This window comes from Rhizobium sp. BR 362, assembly GCF_036528765.1.
In the GTDB taxonomy this organism is placed as follows: Bacteria; Pseudomonadota; Alphaproteobacteria; order Rhizobiales; family Rhizobiaceae; genus Rhizobium.
The window spans coordinates 72,453-94,061 of sequence record NZ_JARWGH010000019.1; the positions used below are offsets into that span (position 1 = coordinate 72,453).

Sequence of the window (21,609 nt, forward strand, 5' to 3'; positions counted from 1 at the left end):
TGTATGAAAATCTGTCAACACAATAGTGGTGATTGTCTACGAAGTCAGGAAACGATCGAAAGCACGTGACCCCTTGGCCTGCCGATGTTGAACTGTTCGATCTGCTGCATCAGCCGCTGGGTCTCTTTTGTGAGTTCCTGGGTGGCGGCGTGGGCTTGCTCGGCGATGGCAGCGTTTCGCTGGGTGCTGTCATCGATCTCGCCAACGGCCTGGTTCACTTCGATAAGCGAAGCCGCCTGGTCCCTGCTCGCCGCAGCGATAAGCTCAACCCTTTCGGAAATTCCGGCAACATTCGACGATATCGCAATCAGCACCTTGCCCGCCTCGTTCACCAATCGCGATCCCGAGGCGACTTCCTCGCTTGATCTTGCTATGAGTTCCTTGATTTCCTGGGCGGCTAGAGCCGACCGCTGGGCAAGTTCCCTGACTTCCTGGGCCACGACAGCGAAGCCCTGCCCCGCTTCTCCAGCTCTCGCGGCCTCGACACCGGCATTGAGTGCCAGGAGATTGGTCTGGAAGGCAATCTCGTCGATGACGCCGATGATTTGCGAAATGCGCCCGGAAGCCGCTTCTATTCGTCCCATAGCGTCAACCGCGTTCGTGACCACTGAAGCAGACGCATCCGCGGCCTGCTTGGTTTCTTTTACCAGCTGGGCTGCGGCTTGTGCCTGCTCTGTCGAGGAACGCACCGTCGCGGTGAGTTGATGAACAGCGGCCGCGGTCTCCTCCAACGACGCGGCTTGACGCTCGCTGCGGCGGGAGAGATCATCGGCGCCACTGCTGAGGTTGTCTGCATTTTGCCGAATGAGCACGATGTTGCCGCGAAGTTCCGACATCGTCGCCTGCAAACGCAGCAACGAATTGTTGAAGTCCCGTCGCAATTGTTCCAGCCGCCCGGAGAACGGTTGATCGATCGTGCTCGAAACATCACCGTTGGATAACCTCTCCAGCCCAGCGGCAAGACTGTCGACGGCGTCGCCGATCTGTTTGTCGATCTCGGCTTTCTCCGCCTCGTTGTGCCGACGTTCAGCTTCGGAAGCCGATCGTTGACGATCCGCGTCGTTCTCGATCTCGATCTTCCTCGCGGCATTCTCCCTGAAGACACAGAGCGCCCGGGCCATTTCTCCGAGCTCATCAGCGCGCTCAGAACCGCCGATCTCAATGTCAAGGTCCCCTTCCGCCAAACGCCGCATGTCGTCGGTCAACTGGACAACAGGTTTTTTGAAAGTCGCAATCATCCCGAAGCCAGCGAGAAGTGCGACGAGGACGCCGGCAAATGTCGTGATGAGGCCAATGCCATTCGCGTAAGCCGTCTCTTCAATGGCTCTTGCGCGCTGGGCGTCGGCAAACGTCGTGAGGTGGCCCCATATGGTGTTCAACTGGTCTGTCGTTTGCCTATATTGCGCACGCCTCACTTCCGAGATCTCGACGAGCTTCGCACTGTCCTGCGTCATACCCTCTACCGCCGGCGGCACCGTATTCTGGACTGCCTTGAAAAGGTCGAGGTCGGAAGCGGCACTCCAGATGTCCAATATCTCCTTCTTCGTTCTGTCAAAGTTCTGGACGAGCTGCGCACGGTTTTGTTCGGTAGGGTCGGCTATGAAGCGCGCAAGGTTTATCCTGATGAGATAGCTGGAGTCTGAAAGTCTTCGGCTGCCGTCCAAGGCGCTGCTGATCTTCGCCAAATGTTGGTCGAGACCTGCGAACTCGACGATTGCTTTCTTTGTTTGCTGGTTCGCTACCGCGTTAATCGCGACGGAGATTTCCTTGAACGCGGACATTGCGGTGTCGAGGCCTACGGTGTTGTCCGATGAAGCGCCCTGCGACAGAAGTTGTGTTACGCTTTTCACCGCGCCATCGACCGAGCTCGACAGTTTTGTGGCGTCCGATGGCAAGGAAGCCCGCAGATTTCGGGCGCTCCGACGCAACTCGCCCACTTTGCCGCCCAAATATTTGAGTTTCAGCTCGGTCGTTCCGGCGGATTGGTAGCCCGCGGCAAGATCAAGGAAGAAGGTTGCATAGCCTGTCACCCTGTCGGCATCGCGCAACATCGATTTGGCGGCGCCCTCGGACTGCTCGCCGGACTTCCTTAACTCGTCTGCTAGCCTGAGCATTTCATTCTGCGACCAAACCAGCGATTCAGAATGATTGGCGATCGAGCTTATCAGTTTCTCTTCGCTTTCATGGATGCTCCAGAGAGAACCAAAATTGTTCACCACGTCCAGCATAATCGCGTTTGCCGACTGGAGGCCTTCGCTTTCCGCCGTAGCTCCGGCATTCGTCACCAAAGCCTGCAGATGCGATTGCTGCGCGAGCAGGTCAGCCTTCACGCGATCGCGCCTTTCTTCCGACGCCTCGTCGAGAAACTCTCTCATCGAGGCGGAGACGTCACGGAAACCCGAGAGCACCTGCATCACCTGGCTTGAGGTTTCCAGGCGGCTTTGTAGGAGACCCGCGGCGTAGTGCCCCAAAAACCCCACCGCGCAAATACTGATTATGAAAGGCAGTACGAAAATGATTACTTTTGTCTGTAGCCGGAAACGGGACAACAGCCTGTCCATTGTGGTCCATCCTTGTCCATAGGCGGTGAAGAAGCTTCATCAATCGGGATCCGCCTCCGATGGAAGCATCGAATCATCAATGACGACACGAGGCTGCGCGACTGAGGATTGTCTGTCAACAGATTGTCTGATAAAGCATGTTTAGGTTTATCAAATTGTCTCGCGAACTTGCGCAGGAATAACTCCAGAACCGGCGCTGCCGCAGCCGGCACAACTTTCACCGCTTACATCGATCAAACCGCGATGTCCTTGTTTTCAGTGGAAAGCGGTGACGGCATCTCGGCCATGTGAAGACTGCGAACATGTCGTCGTCGTGGTGACGGCGCCTTGGGGAACAAACGGGTCCTTCTCATGGATGGACGGCTCCACGGATGACGCCGACCTCACCAGCTTTCCCAATATGCATATCGAGATGCCCGATCTGGGAACGGTAAGTGTTGAGATTGAGGAAGCAGAGAAGATGACTGATACGAGAGCATTGCTCGATAATATGACCTTGGCCGAGCAGGTCTCGCTACTTTCCGGCGATACGTTCTGGTCTTTACCGCCCATCGACCGCCTAGGGGTAGGGAGATTGCGCTTGACGGACGGCCCCAACGGCGCCCGCGGGGCGGGGTCTTTTGTCGGGGGTGTGACTGCAGCGGCTTTCCCGGTAGGCATTGCCATCGGAGCGAGTTGGAACCCGGACCTAGCCAGGGAAATCGGCAGTGCGCTAGGTGACGAGGTTCTTTCCAAAGGGGCCCATGTCTCGCTGGCGCCGACCGTTAACATCCAGCGCAGCGTCACAAACGGCCGAAACTTTGAGTGTTTCTCTGAGGATCCGATACTGACGGCGGAACTTGCCGTCGGCTATATCGAAGGTCTGCAGTCCAAGAAAGTGGGTGCCACGATAAAACATTTCGCTGGCAACGAGTCCGAGATCGAACGTACAACCATCTCTTCAGATATCGATGAACGCACTCTGCGCGAAGTCTACCTAATACCCTTTGAGGCGGCGGTGAAGCGGGCAAAGGTCTGGGCCGTGATGTCTTCATATAACAAACTAAACGGTACTTACACGGCGGAAAGCCATTGGCTGTTGAACGAGGTACTGCGCGGTGGCTGGGGTTTTAACGGCGTGGTGATGTCGGACTGGTTCGGCTCGCGTTCGACCGCACCCACCGTGAATGCTGGGCTGGATTTGGAGATGCCGGGCCCGACCCGCGACCGCGGCTCCAAGCTTCTGGCGGCGATCGACGCGGGCGAGGTAAGTGTCGAGACCGTCCGCGCCTGTGTGCACAATATCCTGACCCTGATGGAACGCACCGGCGCAATCAACGATCATCGCGAGTTTAAGGAGTACGCCACTAATCGGCCGGAACATAGGGCACTCATCAGGCGCGCGGGAGCGGAAAGCGCAGTTCTGCTACAGAATGACGGCATCCTGCCATTGGCTCAGCAAGGTACGGTCGCCATCATTGGACCCAATGCCAAGATCGCGCAGATTATGGGAGGCGGCTCGGCGCAGTTGAACCCCCACTATGTCGTCAGTCCGTGGCAGGGGCTGGCGGACGCCCTGGGTGAGGAGAACGTGTTCTACGCTCAAGGTTGCAGCAACTATCGGTTTCAGCCGCTGATCGAAAACCCGACAACCTTCGAATTTTTCCAAGGGAGGGAGCTTGCTGGCGAGCCCGTGAATGTTATCGAGGAACCGTCGAGCCTCGGTGTATGGTTGCCCCCCGTGGCCGGGGGCACCGTCGATCCGCATCGCTTTTCCGCCCGAATGCGCACCGTCTTCACAGCCTCAGAAGCCGGCGGCTATCGCGTCGGCCTGACCTCGGCGGGGCTTGGCCGTGTCTATGTGGACGGCAGGCTTGTGGTGGACGCCTGGGCTTCCTGGACACGTGGTACCACATTCTTTGAAGAAGGCTGCGAGGAGGTCGTGGGTGAAATCACGCTCGAAGCCGGCCGTAAATACGAGGTCGTCGCCGAGTACGCCCGGCACGATCACGTCAACCTCTATATCGCCGCAATTCGGGTAGGAATAGGCAGGTTTTCGGCCGAAGCGGAGATTGCCGAGGCAGCAGCCGTCGCCGCGAAGGCTGATCATGCGGTAGTCTTCGTGGGCAGAACGGGCGACTGGGATACCGAGGGCTCCGATCTCCGCGGCATTGCGCTTCCCGGTCTGCAGGACCAGCTTGTTGAGGCGGTAATTGCGGCCAATCCGAACACGATTGTCGTCCTGCAAACTGGTGGACCGGTGGAAATGCCCTGGCTTTCCAGTGCTCGTGCAGTACTGCAATGCTGGTATCCCGGCCAGGAAGCTGGCAACGCGATCGCCGATGTCCTCCTCGGCAAGGCCGAGCCTTCGGGCCGACTGGCACAGACCTTCCCCGTGCGCTGGGCTGACAATCCCACACATACCGAGGATGACGCGGTCTATCCAGGCAAGAATGGCCATGTGCGATATGACGAAGGTGTGTTCGTTGGATATCGGCACTACGATCGCCAGGACATTAAGCCACTGTTCCCCTTCGGTCATGGTCTTGGTTATTCAAGCTTTGCGATGTCAGAGCTGACGGTAGGGCTGCCGGATGCTGCCGGCGCGGTGACAGCGACACTGGGATTGACCAACGTCAGCGAGCGGCCAGGTTCGGCAGTGGTGCAAATCTATGTCGGCGATGTTGAAGCATCTGTACCCAGACCGGTCAAAGAACTGAAAGCCTTCTCGAAAATCGCCCTGGAACCCGGTGAGAAACGAAGGCTCAGTTTCATTCTTGACGCCCGAACATTTGCCTTCTTCGACACGACCGAGCGGTGCTGGCGGATAGAGACGGGGGAATTTGCAGTTATGGCTGGGTTCTCGGCCACCGACATCCGTTTGAGTGGAACTGTCACGCAAAAGGGCGCTGTCTTAGCGCTCTAATCGTGCAGAGAATCAAAGACTACGTTTGGTGGTGGTTGAGTCCTAAAATGAGCGCAGTGCGGTGAAGCTCGGTGAATGAGTGAAAGAATGGCTCAAGACGGGCGATATTGTCATCGACAGGAAGGATACCGACCTTCATAGGCGGCGAAGATGGCGTCGGAAGCGTTGGCGGACACGTTCGCGACAGCGTCGGTCCTACAATTTTTTTGATGCCTTTCGCAGTCTCTCGAACTGAGCTCACGCTTGTCGCGAGATCGGAATCGTCAATCGTATCGAGGGCTGCCACATTCTCGTGCAGTTCGGCTCGACCGATCTCCTTCAGGACATATGTATCGAGCAGAAATTTCAAGCTTAGTCATCCAGCGCGCTACGATCGGGAGCACCGATCGACACGAGCGATATCGTATCCACCGTGCGAAGATTGCGGGCAGCAAACTTGGATCTCGATGGCCCAACCCTGATCATTCCTGGCAATGCGAAATCTTGTTTTCGGACGCGGAGCCACGGACAGACGCCGTCGCTCTGTGCGGAAACTTGAGCCTGCAGCCCTCTCCAGGTATCTATCGGTCGAGAGCGCAAAATTACAGGCACAGGATGCGGCGATGCTGAAAACCGACACCCGCCAAGCAAATTGGCGCCGTGCTAATCCAGCGAAATATGATGCTCATCTTGCTGTACAGCGAGCCGTAAAGGCAGGCGAGCTGGAAAAGCAAACATGTGAGGTCTGCGGGATTGAAACGGTCGACGCCCATCATGATCAATACGACGACCCTTTAAAGGTGCGCTGGTTATGCCGACGGCATCACACAAGGCTTCACCACTACGGCGAGGATATGTTTCCGATCAGGAATGGCCTTTAGGTGCGGTCCGCCGATCGCTCTTGATTTCAGTTGGCGTTCCCGCGTGACTTGATGTCTAGCAACGCGATGAAGGCGCACATTGCTTGTTGCGTAACTTCCGCCATGTGATGATTTCGTTCGACTGCCCTCCGGATAGGATTGACGCGAAGGCATTGCCCTCGCGCCCTTCTCTACCACTCAGTCCAACAGGCTAAGATGTAGTGGCTCAGGAAAATACGCGAAGCCCTCTCCCGCTATGCCAACGTGCCCGTAGCCCGGCCATGGGAAGTGGTAGGACATGAAGGGTATTCTATTGGAGGCCAGCATTTTCAGAATGCGCACACGCGATTGAGCTGACAGTTTGGGATCGGTATCGAACGCAAATTCCATCAAAGGCTTTTCGAACAGAAGCACAGGATGATGAGTGAGGTCGCCGCCATAGCACATTGTCTTTCCTGCTGACTCAATCATAAAGCAGCTATGGCCGAGTGTGTGTCCAGGAGCGCTAATGGCATGAATACCAGGAAGAAACTCTTGTTCGTCCTGGAAAAAAACCATGCGGTCCCGCACGGGTTTGAGGTTGTGGATCGCGGCTTTAACTAGACCGTTGAGATCGCCTCCAAGTTTTTTCTCGTCGGTCCAGAAATCGTAGTCGGTTTGGCTGATGTACACCTGGGCATTTGGAAACGTTGGTTTCCCGTCGTCGCCCCAGATTCCGCCGACGTGGTCCCAATGAGCATGCGAACAGACGACAGCGTCAATATCTTCCAGCGCAATATTCGCGGCGGCCAAGCAAGACTTGAGACGGCCAGTCGTCGGGCCAAATTGCTTAAGCGATCCCATCCCCGTGTCGAACAAAATCAGCTTGCCACCGATGTTTACGACAGGTGCGTTCTGAGCGAGAACGACCTCATCCGTGGGCAGGAAGCTGTGGTTTAGCATGGATCTTATCTCGTCGGCCGGGACGCCGAGAAAACTTTGTGTCGGGTCGCCGAGCGGAAGTGGGCCGTCTGATACGATGGTTACCTGGGCGTCCCCAATGGCAAATCGATAAAAGTCCGGAGCTTGTGCCCCGGAAACGGGGCTCGCCCCAGCGTGAGCCGCTACACTGTTCGCACCCAAAACGGCTCCACTCAAAGCAGCTCCCCCTGCCAATAGTAAGTTGCGGCGGTCGATCTCGAAACGTTCATTTCCCATTTCACTCCTCCCCATTTGTAAAAATGCGTCTGCAGACCGCGCTTGTCTTGCGACGGATTTCGGCTTTGTCTGCATCGGAAAGGTATCAAGTGGCAGGTCTAGGACAATTGAATTGCGAGTCCATTTCAATGAGCATCGCTCAACAAATGATCTCGCTCGGACCTGCGATTCATCAATCGAAACAACCGGTTTCGGGGTACCGCGTTGGTCCGGCCATCAGATCTCGTTGGCTTTCGGTGAGTTCGAAAGAACTCTTGGCTCCCTGACTGCGGGACGCGGCTCGCATCCGAATATCGGCAAGATTATCGTGGATCGCCTTGGCTGCCTCATTGTTATGTGAGTGGCTCTGCGTCAGGTCGCCAACGGTGTTCATTAAGCGGTCGGAGGATAGATGTTACCTCTTCCCTCGAAGAGCGCACCGCTCCTGAGGAAGAAGCCACGGAAAACCGCGAGGACGTAACGATCTTCGGGTGGGCGCTACATTTCTTCCCGGGCATATTGCGGAGCCAGCAGCATGCTTCTGAAGCGCGTTGCCAGCCCGGCATTCCGCCTTATCCGACATGGTTACGACCGTAGAATGGCCGACTTCTCTACCGGCCGCCTACGGTCGCACGTCATAGGAAGCCGATCGAGATCCAGGGCACCGCTGCGACGATCGCAAGCCCGAGAAGCAGGGCGATCATGTACCCCCACAGCGGCTTTATGCCTTCCACTGGGTTCACACGGCCGATTGCACAGGCGGCATAATAACCGACGCCGAACGGCGGGAGGAACAAGCCCACTCCCATGGCGAGAATGACCACGATCGAATAGTGCACGTCGTGGATCCCTAATCCCTTGGCGATCGGAAATACCAGGGGTGCGAACAGAACCACCGCGGGAATGCCTTCCAGCACGCTACCGAGCACAATGAACGCGACGATCGACACGATCATAAAGATCGGCGCTCCTCCGGGTAGACCCGCCATCGTCTGAACCAGCCCACGCGAAAAACCCGATTGAGTCAGGCACCAGGCCACAGCCGTTGCCGCCGCGATGATGAAAAGGATGGCTCCGGACAAGACCGCCGTTTCCACCAGCATCGGACCCACCCGCTTCCAGTCGAACCGGCGGTAAATGAGGAGGCCTGCCAGCAGCGAGTAGGCAATGCCGATTGTCGAGACTTCCGTGGCGGTAGCAACGCCTTCGACAACCGCTGTACGGATGATAAAAGGTAGGGCCAAAGCCGGAAGCGCAATCAGGAATGTGCGAAAGATCTCCCTGGCTGGCGGCTTGCGAAAACCCGACATGTCCTCGTTGCGATAGCGCCACCAGACGACAACGCAAAGCATCAATCCGCAGACGAACGCCGGCAAAAGACCGCCTATGAACAGGGCCGAAATCGATACGCTCGTAACCGATCCGATGGTGATCAATACGAGGCTCGGCGGGATCGTCTCCGTCTGCGCACCCGTAGCCGCAAGCAGGGCCACGAGATCGCCGGGCTTTGATCCTCTCGCTTTCATCTCCGGGAACAGTGCCGGGGCGACAGCAGCCATGTCGGCGGTCTTCGAACCCGATATCCCAGACACCAGATACATTGCCGCGACGAGGACGTAACACAGGCCGCCTCTGACATGTCCGAGCAAGGACGCCAGGAAGTTCAGCATCGCTTTTGCCATGCCCGTAACCTCCATCAGCATACCCAGCAGCACGAACAGCGGGACCGCTAGGAGGAGAAGATGCGACATTCCCTCATCAAGCCGACCCGCGATCACGCTTATCGGACGGCTCGTACCCAGAGCCACATAACTGATGGCAGCGAGAGCGAACACGAACGCGATTGGTACGCCGCTCAGCACACCTAGTGCGATGAAGACTACGAAGAAAAGCACGAGGTTCCAGTTGCCCATCGCCATGATCAACGGTTTCGCCGCAATCGCCAACCCTATCAAGCATGCGGCTACAAGGACCCCGATCAGGAAATCGCTCAGCGTGATGCGCTGAAGGGCATTGGTCACGCCAAGGATAAGCATCAGGCCAAGTCCGATCGGAAGACCAAAAGAACGCCATGCGACCGAAACTTCCATCGCGGGAGTGACGACCGGAACTTCATGAAGAGCGTAGGCCGTGGCCTTGGGCAGAAGAAGCACGCAGACCGAAAGGCAAAAGACAAGTGCAGCCACCTCCAGTCTTGCCCTTACGACGGGCGGCATCGCGTCCGCGATAACGCCCATCCTCATGTGCTGTCCGCGGTGAAAAGCGAGGACCGCGCCCACGATCGAAAGCCAGAGGAACAACATGGAGGCGAGCTCATCCGACCAGATGAGCGGCTCGCCCCATGCATAGCGGGCGAAGACGCCCGCCGACAGCACGAGTACCTCGACAACAACAAGTGCTGCGGCGATCAATTCAATCAGGCGCACCAGGCGCGTTTCAGCTTTCGCCAGGACTGGCCACGCGCCGATCACCGGGGGGCTGACATTTTCAGAAGTAGCCATGTCAACGCCTCAGATCAATTTGCCCGAGGTAGACTCCAGCAACGCCCATGCTTCCTCGCCAAAACGCCCCTTCCAATCGGAGTAGAACGACGAAGCTTGCAGCGTCGCGCGGAACTTGGAAACATCGACGTCGATAAATTCAAGACCCTTGCTCGTCAGCTCTGCCTGGAGTTCGGAATTCAGCTTTTCGACATCAGCGCGTTGCACGATAGCCGAGCGATTGATCTCGGTGACGACAATGTCACGCAAGTCCTCAGGCAGCATCTCGAAGTTGTCCCGATTGGCGAGAATCCAGAAGCCGTCCCACATATGGTTGGTCCGGGAGAGATACTTTTGAACCTCGTACATCTTGGCAAAGTAAATGCCAGCGAGCGGGTTTTCGAGACCGTCGGCGACGTGGGTCTGGAGTGCGGAATAAGTTTCGCCCCATGGAATCGACGTCGGCGCGGCGCCGAGAGACTTGAAAAGCGATGTCCAGAGCGGCGCAGGAGGGACGCGGATCTTGAAGCCCTTGAGGTCCTCGGGCGACTTGATCGGTTTCCCGATCGAGGTCGTCTGCCGAAAGCCGTTGTCCCACATCTTCTCGAAGGCGATCAGGTTGACCTTCTCAAAAGCCGTCCGGATGCTCCGGCCGAGCTCACCATCCACCGACTTCCACACCTGCGCGTAGTCGGGGTAGGCAAATCCTACACCGGTGATGGCCGCCGGCGGGACGAGTGTCGCTGCGATGAGGCCTGTCTGCGCAAGAAGGTCCAGGCCACCTGATCGAAGCTGGCTGAGCATATCAGCATCGGTGCCGAGCTGGCTCGCGGGGAACACTTGAATGCTCACGCGGCCGTCTGTCTGCTGGCTGATCTTGTCGGAAGCCTCGGTCATCCGCGTGTTGAGCGGATGATCAACCGGCATGATGTTGGCGAATTTAAACGAGAATTCAGGCGAACTCGCACGCATGATGCGCGGTGCCGCAAGCGCGGCGGTCATCGCCACGGAACTCATAATAAGGGTACGGCGATTCATTCTGATCATTGGTTCCTCCTCTAACCGTGTTGATCTATGTCGATGTTTTTAGGAGCCTCCAGCGCAGGCGCTTTCCTCGTAAGCGTCCTCAGTTTCGTGCAGGTTGCTTAGACCTTGGACTGATGTCGCTGAAGCCGGAAGCCTCCCACTGTGCGGCTGGACGTAAATTAGGCGCTTGCGCCAAACGTCCGCAAATGAATTGCCTCCGGCCAATGGTGAGTTGAACTCAGGCGAGTTCGGCGTGACCCGCGATGGAGGCAAAGTTTTTCTGGGAGAACGCGCCAGGCAACATGAATCCAGGTCACATGTTTTTTGCGCAAACTCTTTTGATGTGGAGGAAGCCGCCATGCTAACCGCTTTGCATGCGAGCATGGCACTCCGGTGGGATGTGCCGGCCTATGACGTGCCAGTATCGCGGAGGAGACCGGAATTGCACCAAGCTTTAGAAACAAAGCCGAGCCCGGCACGAGGACCGGGAAAACCGACAATCGGTTTTATCGGTCTCGGCTCGATGGGATTGCCGATGGCGTCGCATCTCCTAAAAAGCGGCTTCAGGGTCAAGGGGTTTGACATCTCGGAGAATGCTCTAAGAAGCTTCGCTGACAGTGGCGGGACTGCCTATCCAGACGCTACAGAAGCGGCCAGCGAGACTGACGTCTTGATGTTGATGGTAGTCAACATCGACCAGGCGCACCAAGCCCTCTTCGAACGGGGCGCCCTGGCAAATTCAACCAGGGCCAGCGTCGTCGTCCTGATGTCAACATGCCCTCCCGGCGAGGTTGAACAGCTCGCCGAGGCCGTTATTGCTCGCGGTCACCGGTTTCTGGATGCGCCTGTTTCCGGCGGCGTCGCCGGAGCGCGCGACGCGTCGCTCTCCATCATGGTGGCTGGTGACAGGCAAACCTATGAGATGAGCCGCAATCTTTTCGACGTGCTCGGCTCCAAGATCTATTATCTCGGAGAGCGGCCTGGCCAGGCATCGGTTGCCAAAGCAGTCAACCAGTTGCTGTGCGGCGTACACTTGGCGGCAGCGGCTGAGGCGCTGTCGCTCGCCGAAAGGGCTGGCCTCGACACCTCAACGGTACTCGAGATCGTGTCCGGCTCGGCGGCCGCCAGCTGGATGCTCAACGATCGTGGCCAGCGGATGCTTCTGGAAGACCCTGAGGTAACGAGCGCGGTAGACATTTTTGTGAAAGATCTCGGTATCGTGCTTGCCGCCGGCTCCTCTGCCAGGGCCGCCCTGCCGCTCGCCTCCGTTGCGCATCAGTTCTTCCTTGCCGCGTCTGGGCAGGGGTCAGGCTCGGCAGATGACAGTCAGGTCATTCGTGCGTATCGGGGAATGACCGCGGGCCAGAAGGAGGCAAAAAAGTGAGTGCCGAGATCAAAAGCAATTACGCGCGACTGTCCGGCATCACCATGCACTACCTGACCGCAGGATCCGGTGAGCCGCTGGTTCTCCTTCACGGGGTGCCGCAGAGTTCGCACGAATGGCGGCACGTGATCCCCTTCCTCGCGGACAAGTACGCGATCATCGCGCCGGACCTGCGGGGCCTCGGCGACACTTCCCGGCCCGCCGATGGGTACGACAAGAAAACGATTGCCGAGGACGTGTGGGAGCTTCTTTCTGAACATCTGAAGATCGATCGCTTCAATCTTGTGGGACACGACTGGGGCGGCCCGGTGGCGTTTGCCCTGGCCGCGCAGCACCGGGGGGCTGTTAGCAAGCTCGCGATCCTGGACGTTACCATTCCTGGCGATGGAGCGGACATGTCGCAAGGCGGCCGCCGTTGGCACCACCCTTTCTTCAGGACGCCGGATTTGCCGGAAGCGATGTTCGGCGGTCGCGAGCATATCTATCTGGAATGGTTGTTTGACAATTACGGCAGCCGGGCAAACGTGCTATCTCAGGAAGACAAGAATGAGTATTTCCGTACCTACCTGAAACCGGGTGGCCTGCGCACACTTCTCGCCTATTATCGGGGCTTTCCAACCGACGTCAAAGACAACGAGTTATTCCTCGAGAGGGATGGCAAGCTCGAAATGCCGGTCCTCGCCCTGGGCGGAGACAGTGGTTTTGGCCGCGGCATGGAGACGATGGAATCACTGCAGCGGGTGGCAAGTGACGTTCGAGGCGGATTGATCCCGGGCTCGGGTCACTGGGTTGCGGAAGAAGCTCCCGAATTCATAGCGAACGAACTCGGGAAATTCTTCGGCTAAACCACTGCCTGACGTCGGGGATGCGCGTCTGATCCACCAGTCGCGCATCACCGACCCCGATTGCGCATAACTCACCTCCCGCCGACGTCGATCTCACTCGCAGAAACCGCGTCGCCAGCCAGGGTCTCTTCGATCCAACGTTTGAACAGAGCGATCTTTGGCGTTCTTGCCCTGGACCGTAAGTACACGAGACTATGGCAATTGATGCTGGGGCCTTTCAGGCCAAACGGCGCAACGAGCCTCCCGCTTTTCAGATCTTGGCGGACGAGTATGAGGCTTTCCAGGCAAACGCCAAGTCCATCCGCGGCCGCATTGATGGACATGAAAGATCTATCGAAACGCAGCCCCCGATCCATGTTGAGCCTCACACCGTGGTCGTCGGCCCAATCCTGCCAGCGATAGAGGTTCACTTCGGAGTGGATGAGCGGAAATCTGGCGAGATCCTGCGGTGAGCGTATTCCGTTTGCGCCCTCGACCAACGATGGGGCGCACAGGACCACTATTGGCTCGGGCGGGAAGGGCTCGACGGCGATGCCAACCTCCACGGGCTGCGTTCCGTAGCGGATGTCTATATCGACGTTGCCGGTCCTGAGCTCGGCCGGGTCACCAGAAGCGTGCAGTCGAAGATCGATCTCCGGATAGCGGGCGCTAAACCGGGCGAGGCGAGGCATGAGCCACTGCGAAGCGAGACTGACAACCGAATGGATATTCAGAATGTCACTTTTGCCCTTCTTCGTGAAATTGCGAGTGGCGCTCTCGATCCTTCGAAAGGAGGCGCTGATCTCTTCAGCGTAAGCCCTTCCCGCGTCAGTCAGCATGATTGAACGCCCGGAGCGATGAAATAAAGCAATTCCGAGCTCCGAATCCAGCGCGGCCATTTGATGGCTCACGGCCGAGGGGCTGATGCTTAGTTCCTCGGCGGCTTTTCCAAAAGATCCAAGACGTGCGACAGCTTCCAACACCTGTAGCGATCGCAGCGAAGGAAACTCCAACGCGCTCATCACCCCTCCTCCCCGTTTATGCGTGCCTCGCCACCGTTCTTACTTGAGACATTCAGTACGCTGGAGGACGCCCTTCCTCTATATTCCATGAGGAAATTTAACGCAAATGATGCATTTGTTGAGATGCATTCATGTATTGACCGATTGAATTCGCTTGTCCGGATGAAGCGTTTTTAACACTTTGCCCTTCGGAACGGCCTTTGCGCCGTTCTTTGCTAAGGGAGGAATGCATGGCTGAACGGGTGATCTCCGTGTCCGGCGCGCCGTACGACGGGCATAGCAGAGAGGCCGCACTGGAGAGCGCGGCAACCCTCGGGTTCACCCATTTCGAGCCGGCCTTTATCGTTGGATATACAGAACCCTTCGATGAGACCGCCTTCACACCTTCCGAGATGACCAGTTGGCGCAGCGCGCTTAGGTCTTCGGGGCTCTTGTGTCATGCAATGTCGTCGCACATCGACCTCGGTTTCGAAGATTCGGTCGAAGTGTTCACGGGCCGCATGGCATTCGCCGCGGCGATTGGAGCCAAAGTTATTGCGACCAACGCGGCCGCCCGACAAAGAGAGGCAACATTCCGTCGCAACGTCGAAACCATACTGAGAAGAGCGGAAGCCTTTGATATCATCGTTGGCCTGGAAAACCCAGGAGACGGCAGCGATAGCCTGATCAACACCGCGCGGGACGGTATTTCTCTTGTTGAGGAATTCGGATCGCCCTTTCTAAAGCTAAATTACGACGCTGCAAACACGGCGTCACATCGACCGGACATGGACGATCTCGCAGGTGATGGAATCCTGGCGCTGCCGGAATCGGCGCACGCCCATATCAAGGATGTCCGTGAAACCGACGAAGGTTGGTTTTTCTGCGATATCGGCGACGGCAAGGTCGGGTGCGAGCGCCTCCTGGCTGCAATCGCAAAGCTCGACAGCCTCCCGGTCAGTATTGAACTTCCCTTGAGACTGCATCGCAATCGGCAGGCGCAGCCCGTTCGCCGCCAAGATCCCGTGCCGCTGTCAACGATCGAGGACTCGCTGGCTCGGTCGCTCAAGGTCGTCCGGCGAGCGCTCAACCACAATCAATGACCGTGTCTGGAGGAGGACGCAGTGCAACGTTTTGTAAACAACCGCGATGAGGTCGTGGAAGATACCATCAGGGGCTTTGTGAAGGCACACCGAGACATCGTGCGCCTCGCCGAAAACCAACGCGTGGTGACGGCGATTGACCGGCCCGCGCAAGGAAAAGTGGGTGTCGTAACTGGAGGTGGCTCCGGACACGAGCCTGCCTTCATTGGCTATATAGGCCGCAACATGCTCGACGCGGTCGCGGTCGGCGAGCTGTTTTCGTCGCCAACGGCAAAGAGCTTTCATGATGCCATACGCGAAGCGAATGGTGGAAACGGCGTCGTTGTCCTCTACGGAAATTATGCCGGAGACAACATGAACGTGAAAATGGCGATGAAACTCGCCGCGAAGGACGGCATCGAGGTTGCCACGGTGGTTGCGAACGATGACGTGTGCTCCGCCTCCGCCGAGGAGCGGGAGAAGCGCCGAGGCGTTGCCGGAGAGATCTTCATGTGGAAGGTCGGCGGAGCGAAAGCGTCGATGGGCGCCAGCCTATCCGAGGTTCGTGACGCAGCGCAGAAGGCCATCGACAATTGCCGCTCGGTCGGTGTCGGATTGGGGCCGTGCACTCTTCCAGCGGTCGGACATCCGAACTTCCAGATCGAGCCTGGCACCATTGAAGTCGGTATCGGCCATCACGGCGAGCCGGGCGTGCGAGTAGAAGCGCTCAAGAGCGCATCAGAGGTCGCCAAGGATATGTGCCAGATCGTGCTGGATGATCATGATCTCGGCTCGGGGACAGAAGTGGCCGTACTGGTATCTGGCCTTGGCGCGACACCGCTGAACGAACTTTACATTCTCTTCGACACAGTCGAGGAGGAAATCTCCGGCCGCGGCCTCAGGATCCACAAAGCGTATGTTGGTAACTACTTCACGTCTCTTGAGATGGTTGGAGCGACTTTGACGGTCATGGCGCTCGATGAAGAGCTAAAGTCGCTACTGGAGGTCGAGGTTCGCTGCGCGGCGACGCTTTAAGGAGGGAACAATGCAAAAAATGAATAACGCGGCAGCCGGAGAAATCGTAGTCTCCATGGCAAGAGCGATCATCGATAACCGCGCCTACCTCAGCGAGATCGACGGCAAGATTGGCGACGGCGATCACGGAATAAATATGGCGAAAGGTTTCGGTTTAGTGGCCGACCGGATACGCGGCAAGGAGCTATCGCTCGCAAAAGCGCTTGAGACCCTCGGAACAGTCCTGATGACCGAGATCGGCGGATCTATGGGTCCGCTTTACGGTGTGATGTTCACCGAGTTTGCCCAGCAGATCGATCAGGTCGACCAGATCGACAACAAGACGTTCAGCCGAATGCTGCATGCTGGCTTGACGGGTATTCAACAAATTGGTTCGGCCAAAGTCGGCGACAAGACATTGCTTGACACGTTGGTGCCTGCTGTTGAAGCTTTTGACAATGCGACATCAGAAGGGAAATCCTTCGACGAGGCATTGGAACTCCTCGTTGCGGCAGCCGAAAGTGGCCGCGATTCGACGGTGAACTTGATCGCGCGGATCGGCCGAGCCAGCAGGCTGGGCGAACGATCGCTCGGCGTGCTGGATGCTGGTGCGACGTCTTGCGCGCTGATCCTCAAGGAGTTGTCTGAGGGAACCCGTAATAGGCTTCAATAGTGTCATCGCTTCTTGAGCGTGATCATAGTGAGAACCGAAGTGATGCCGAGCTTAAGGGGAAGCCAATCCAGAGTGCCGCTCGGTTATTGATGTGAAACGCGCCGCGATAGAAATCCGGCGACAGTCCTCGTGTGCCGCCCGAGGGTGGACACCCGCTTTCGCGGCCATCCGGGAATCAAATTTGGCGGACAGATTGGGTCGGCGGCGAACTATGCATTCGGTCTCCGGGCACCATCGCTCTCGCTTGCAGGGTCGGGTTCCGCAAACCGCGAAAGGCACGACTCATCGCAACTTAGGCGGTGCCACGACTGAAGCTGACGCGACATTCGGTCACGCGGCGACGCAGAGTCCTTCGCTCAGCCAACACCTGACCCGCTAAATCGAAGACACGAGTAATCGGCCTGCGGGCAGCGACGACCTGGCACGAAGCTCGAAAATCGTGCGTCGAACGGTGGCCCAAACGGAAGCAAGCCAATCCCGCTTGTCTGTGATGGCGTCCTGGCCCGGTTCCGGATCTTCCACGATCAACCCATAAAGGGTCCGCTAGCAAGCTGCGGCCGCGTCGGCTTCGCCTCGCGGTGATCGCGCCCGGACCCCGTGCCTTTTGAGGAGCCATCGAGCGGGAATTGGCCCGCTCCCGTAGGAGCCTCTCAAATGTCGCACGATCTCTCTCTCGCACAGTCCCACGCCCTCCAGCTTTCCCGTGACCTGATGGTCCCGGTCACCCTCTTCGAGGTCGACGGAGAATACGGCGTCCTTCCTTCTGACGAGATCGACGCCGACGACGATCTGGCGATCGTGCACGAGTATACGCCATGGCCGGCTCATTGAGCCGGCGCCGCGTGGGTGCCCCTTGCGAGCGGCAGGCCGCAAGGGGGGCTTCGCCGCGTCCGACGTCAGCTTGCATGATCCGACAATTGCCAGCCGCGCCCTTGCGGTCTTTGCTCTTCGGGGCCTGCCGAAAGGCGTCGGTGAACCGACGGGCAAGGAAGGATTATGGAGGCCGATCGCTGGGCGATCGGAATGAAAAATGAAGAGAAGAGAGATTGAAGCGCTGCGCGATCAGGTCAGTTGTGCGGCAGTGCTTGAGCATGCCGGTTTTGCAATAGACGCGAAGGAAAGCACGCGACGGGCAGTCAAGTTCCGCCGCGGCGGCGAGATCATTATCGTCACCTATGAAGGGCGTGGGTGGTTCGATCCCCTGTCCGACGCGAAAGGCGATGTGTTCCGGCTCGTCGAGCATCTCGATCGGGTCGGTTTTCCCGAAGGTGCAGAACGGGTCGCGGCTCTGGTCGGGTTTCAGATCACGGGGCCGGAGTGGCAGCCCGCGAAAGATGGTCAGAGATCCGACCTCTCTCTTCCCGATCGTTGGCAGTCCCGCAGGCGACCCTGGCCTGGTTCCTCGTCGTGGCGGTACCTCAACGGCGAGCGCTATCTGCCAGCGACCGTGCTGCGAGCGACCGTCAAAGGCGACCTTCTGCGCGAAGGCCCGCAAGGCAGCATGTGGGCGGCGCACCGGGACCAGGCCGGGGTCTTGACCGGCTGGGAAGCGCGGGGTCCGCAATACCGGGGTTTTGCATCCGGAGGAACCAAGGTTCTCTTCCGTCTCGGTTCGGACAGCGCTTCGCGCCTGGCCGTCACGGAAGCGGCGATCGATGCCATGAGCCTCGCGGCGATCGAAGATTTGCGGGAGGGGACGCTTTATCTCAGCACTGGCGGCGGATGGTCGCCGACCACGGAGGCAGCGTTGCGGAAGTTAGCGGCGAAGCCCGCCGTCCAGATGGTAGCGGCGACGGACGCCAATCCGCAGGGCGAGATGTTTGCCGAACGGCTGCGGACGCTTGCCGACGATGCAGGCTGCGACTGGCTTCGACTTCGGCCGTCCGAGGAGGATTGGAACGAAACCCTGAAGATCAGGGAAAAGGAAAAGAGGGAAACGATGGAAGAAGGAGGCGTGCCGCATGCGCGCCGTCCGCGTCAAGGGAGGCTTCGCCCGGCGGAGCCGGCCCTTGACCCTGACGGCCGCGATGGCGGCGGCAGCCAAGGGGTCATGAAGGACTGAAGAGGAAGGCAAGGTCGATAGGACAGTGCCGCGCTTCGGCCCGAAACCTCCGAAGGAGTGCAGATGAACCCCTACCCCGCAATCCGAAAAGTCTTCCAGGGCGTCCCAAGCCGACCGCAGATGTTCCGCATGTTCGACCGTCATCTCCAGCGGCCCAACCGTTGGGGAGACGACGCAACACCGCTCTATGACGGCGAATGGTTCGAAATCCTGCCGCCGCTCTGGATCTGCGGTTCGATGTTTGCGATGCGCGAGTTCCTGACCGGTTCGGTGACATCAGTGTTCTTCGCACTCCGGATCGATGAGGCGATCCGCTATTTTCACGGCTATTGCGACCTTTCCGAAAAAGCGTCCGTCGAGACCATGCGCCTTCCGATTATCGAGCGCGAGAACCGCCCGGTCCGGGTTTTAACGCGCGCGGAACGCCTTGAGCACATCTGGAGCAGCACGGCGGACGACTTTCGCGGCTATGCGGACGAGCGCTGGCCGGAGGCCTCGCGCGGCAAGCGCACTGTGATGATCTACGGCGGTAAAGACGGCACTGTTCTGAAGCTGCTGGAAGGCCTCAGCGACGACGAGATCGCCGCCAAGCTGCCGGTACAACTGCGCCACCTCCCCTCGCCGATCGCGGCTTGAGAGTTTCCGATTGCATCCGTGCGCGAAGCAATCGCGCCCGGCCCACGATAGCTGCGCAGCCCATGCAGGCGCCCCTTCCACCCCTTCGCGTTCCTCGACTGTCGCTTGCGGCGGATCGATGACGCTCGCTCACAAGGAGCTTTCGATGAGCACCGATCCATTCACCCTTGATATGTTTGGTAGCAGCGCTTTGTCATCAGGACTTGGTCTTGGCGTCACGGCGTTCGGCGGTTTTGCCGCCAACGACGACGAGCCCGACCCGACCCCACCCTCTCCGGCGCGGGCTCTGCCGGCGACCAACCGGCCGGTCCAGCGAAAGCAGGGGCAGCGCGCCAACTTCTATCTCGACGATGGCGACCGCGATCTCGCCGCGACCTGGAAGGAGCGAGCACGCATCAATGTCGCGGCCATCCTCACCGCAAACGAAATCGAGAGGCAAAATCTGCCGGCGACTCCGGCCGCCCAGGCGAGGCTGATCCGCTTCACCGGTTTCGGCGCCGGCGAGCTGGCAAACGGCATGTTCCGGCGGCCTGGGGAAACCGACTTCCGCACAGGTTGGGATGATCTCGGCAACTCGCTGGAAACAGTGGTCAGCGAGGGCGAATACGCGTCGCTCGCCCGTTGCACCCAATATGCACACTTCACCCCTGAATTCGTCATTCGGGCAATCTGGACGGGCATTCATCGTCTCGGCTGGCGCGGCGGCCGAGTGTTGGAGCCGGGGATCGGAACAGGCCTGTTTCCGGCGCTGATGCCGAAACAGTATCGCGAACTGAGCTACGTCACCGGCATCGAGCTCGATCCCGTCACGGCCCGCATCGCGAAACTGCTGCAGCCGAAGGCGCGCATCATCAACGGCGATTTCGCGCGCACGGACCTCAATGCGATCTACGATCTTGCCATCGGCAACCCGCCCTTCTCCGATCGCACGGTTCGTTCCGACCGGCACTATCGCGCGCTCGGTCTCAGGCTGCACGACTATTTCATCGCGCGGGCGATCGATCTCCTGAAACCTGGCGGGCTCGCCGCCTTCGTCACCAGCGCCGGCACCATGGACAAGGCCGACCGCACCTGCCGGGCGCATGTTGCAAAAACCGCCGACCTTATCGGCGCCATCCGCCTTCCCGAAGGCAGTTTTCGGCGGGAAGCCGGCACCGATGTGGTCGTCGATATTCTTTTTTTTCGCAAACGAAAGACGGGCGAAGCCGCAAACGATCTCGGCTGGCTTGATTTGGAGGAAATTCGCCCGGCGACCGCGGAGGACGGAGCCATCCGTGTGAACCGCTGGTTCGCGCAGCATGCGGATACTGTGCTCGGCGATCATGCCCTGGTCTCCGGCCCCTTCGGCGAGACCTATACCTGCGTGGCGCGGCCGGGCGAAAGCCTGGAGGCGGTACTTCTTGCGGCTATCGAGCGCCTTCCGGAGGGCATCTACGATGGCGAACCGACCGAAATCGATCGCGACCTCGAAGAAGAGCTGGCGGAAATCCTCGATCTGAAGCCTGACCAAAGCCGGATTCGGGAGGGCAGCTTCTTCCTCGACACCAGGCACGGCCTGATGCAGATGATCGATGGCGCACCGGTCGCGGTGAAAATTCGCAGTGGCCGCAGCGCCGACGGCATTCGGGAAAAGCATGTCCGGATCATCAAGAAGCTCATTCCGATCCGAGACGCCGTGCGCGAGGTGCTGAAGGCCCAGGAACTCGATCGACCGTGGCGCGAGTGCCAGGTGCGACTCAGGGTCGCCTGGTCGAGTTTCGTGCGCGATTTCGGGCCGATCAATCATACGACGGTGTCTATCAGCGAGGATGACGGGAGCGGAGAAGTTCGCGAAACTCACCGTCGCCCGAACCTTGCTCCGTTTCTCGACGATCCGGATTGCTGGCTGGTCGCGTCGATCGAGGACTATGACCTCGAAACCGATACCGCCAGGCCCGGAGCGATTT

17 protein-coding genes are annotated in these 21,609 nt (G+C 58.7%); 11 read left to right on the forward strand and 6 right to left on the reverse strand.

Annotated elements, in window-relative coordinates:
• Nucleotides 1–44: 44 nt before the first annotated feature.
• A complete protein-coding gene (locus tag QDY28_RS20990) occupies nucleotides 45–2,480 on the reverse strand; it encodes a methyl-accepting chemotaxis protein (RefSeq protein ID WP_245276593.1) in 2,436 nt (811 codons plus the stop codon).
• 541 nt (nucleotides 2,481–3,021) lie between these two features.
• On the opposite strand from QDY28_RS20990, the gene QDY28_RS20995 reads away from it, so the two are divergent.
• On the forward strand, nucleotides 3,022–5,466 hold the full coding sequence (locus tag QDY28_RS20995) for a beta-glucosidase (RefSeq protein ID WP_028753483.1): 2,445 nt from the start codon (nucleotides 3,022–3,024) through the stop codon (nucleotides 5,464–5,466).
• Between the two features lie 19 nt (nucleotides 5,467–5,485).
• On the opposite strand, the gene QDY28_RS21000 is transcribed toward QDY28_RS20995, so the two are convergent.
• Entirely contained in the window at nucleotides 5,486–5,815 is a 330-nt protein-coding gene (locus QDY28_RS21000) for a hypothetical protein (protein ID WP_004130061.1), read from the reverse strand.
• A 253-nt stretch (nucleotides 5,816–6,068) separates the two neighbouring features.
• Between QDY28_RS21000 and QDY28_RS21005 the strand changes: the two genes are divergently transcribed.
• Nucleotides 6,069–6,326, forward strand: a complete 258-nt coding sequence (locus QDY28_RS21005) for a hypothetical protein (protein ID WP_041678048.1) — start codon at nucleotides 6,069–6,071, stop codon at nucleotides 6,324–6,326.
• Nucleotides 6,327–6,503: 177 nt separating this feature from the next.
• Here QDY28_RS21005 and QDY28_RS21010 read toward each other — a convergent pair whose 3' ends face one another.
• The 3 genes from QDY28_RS21010 to QDY28_RS21020 form a co-directional block, all read right to left on the reverse strand.
• Nucleotides 6,504–7,502, reverse strand: a complete 999-nt coding sequence (locus QDY28_RS21010) for an MBL fold metallo-hydrolase (RefSeq protein WP_004130059.1) — start codon at nucleotides 7,500–7,502, stop codon at nucleotides 6,504–6,506.
• A 614-nt stretch (nucleotides 7,503–8,116) separates the two neighbouring features.
• Nucleotides 8,117–9,982: a TRAP transporter large permease gene (locus QDY28_RS21015; RefSeq protein WP_028003112.1), complete on the reverse strand. Its 1,866-nt coding sequence runs from the start codon at nucleotides 9,980–9,982 to the stop codon at nucleotides 8,117–8,119.
• 9 nt (nucleotides 9,983–9,991) lie between these two features.
• Nucleotides 9,992–11,008: a TRAP transporter substrate-binding protein gene (locus QDY28_RS21020; RefSeq protein WP_004130054.1), complete on the reverse strand. Its 1,017-nt coding sequence runs from the start codon at nucleotides 11,006–11,008 to the stop codon at nucleotides 9,992–9,994.
• 394 nt (nucleotides 11,009–11,402) lie between these two features.
• On the opposite strand from QDY28_RS21020, the gene QDY28_RS21025 reads away from it, so the two are divergent.
• Both QDY28_RS21025 and QDY28_RS21030 read left to right on the forward strand, forming a co-directional pair.
• Nucleotides 11,403–12,371 carry an NAD(P)-dependent oxidoreductase gene (locus QDY28_RS21025; RefSeq protein ID WP_015341921.1) on the forward strand — a complete coding sequence of 323 codons (969 nt, stop codon included), beginning with the start codon at nucleotides 11,403–11,405 and terminating at the stop codon, nucleotides 12,369–12,371.
• Nucleotides 12,368–13,216, forward strand: a complete 849-nt coding sequence (locus QDY28_RS21030) for an alpha/beta fold hydrolase (protein ID WP_004130049.1) — start codon at nucleotides 12,368–12,370, stop codon at nucleotides 13,214–13,216. Before QDY28_RS21025 ends, QDY28_RS21030 begins: the two co-directional genes overlap by 4 nt.
• A gap of 71 nt (nucleotides 13,217–13,287) precedes the next feature.
• On the opposite strand, the gene QDY28_RS21035 is transcribed toward QDY28_RS21030, so the two are convergent.
• Nucleotides 13,288–14,217, reverse strand: a complete 930-nt coding sequence (locus tag QDY28_RS21035) for a LysR substrate-binding domain-containing protein (RefSeq protein ID WP_028753481.1) — start codon at nucleotides 14,215–14,217, stop codon at nucleotides 13,288–13,290.
• 230 nt (nucleotides 14,218–14,447) lie between these two features.
• Here QDY28_RS21035 and QDY28_RS21040 point away from each other — a divergent pair, with 230 nt between their 5' ends.
• The 7 genes from QDY28_RS21040 to QDY28_RS21070 all read left to right on the forward strand — a co-directional run.
• A complete protein-coding gene (locus QDY28_RS21040) occupies nucleotides 14,448–15,299 on the forward strand; it encodes a sugar phosphate isomerase/epimerase family protein (RefSeq protein ID WP_028753480.1) in 852 nt (283 codons plus the stop codon).
• Between the two features lie 21 nt (nucleotides 15,300–15,320).
• Complete coding sequence (locus QDY28_RS21045; RefSeq protein WP_004130028.1) at nucleotides 15,321–16,313, forward strand: dihydroxyacetone kinase subunit DhaK; 993 nt, start codon at nucleotides 15,321–15,323, stop codon at nucleotides 16,311–16,313.
• Between the two features lie 10 nt (nucleotides 16,314–16,323).
• A complete protein-coding gene (dhaL, locus tag QDY28_RS21050; RefSeq protein ID WP_013984746.1) occupies nucleotides 16,324–16,965 on the forward strand; it encodes a dihydroxyacetone kinase subunit DhaL in 642 nt (213 codons plus the stop codon).
• Nucleotides 16,966–17,619: 654 nt separating this feature from the next.
• Nucleotides 17,620–17,796: a hypothetical protein gene (locus QDY28_RS21055; RefSeq protein WP_015341926.1), complete on the forward strand. Its 177-nt coding sequence runs from the start codon at nucleotides 17,620–17,622 to the stop codon at nucleotides 17,794–17,796.
• Nucleotides 17,797–17,995: 199 nt separating this feature from the next.
• Nucleotides 17,996–19,027 (forward strand): DUF3991 and toprim domain-containing protein, encoded by a 1,032-nt coding sequence (locus tag QDY28_RS21060; protein WP_028753479.1) that lies wholly within the window; start codon nucleotides 17,996–17,998, stop codon nucleotides 19,025–19,027.
• Between the two features lie 63 nt (nucleotides 19,028–19,090).
• Nucleotides 19,091–19,663 carry a DUF1419 domain-containing protein gene (locus tag QDY28_RS21065; RefSeq protein WP_028753478.1) on the forward strand — a complete coding sequence of 191 codons (573 nt, stop codon included), beginning with the start codon at nucleotides 19,091–19,093 and terminating at the stop codon, nucleotides 19,661–19,663.
• 145 nt (nucleotides 19,664–19,808) lie between these two features.
• A partial coding sequence (locus QDY28_RS21070; protein ID WP_331383571.1) for an N-6 DNA methylase occupies nucleotides 19,809–21,609 on the forward strand: 1,801 nt, incomplete at its 3' end.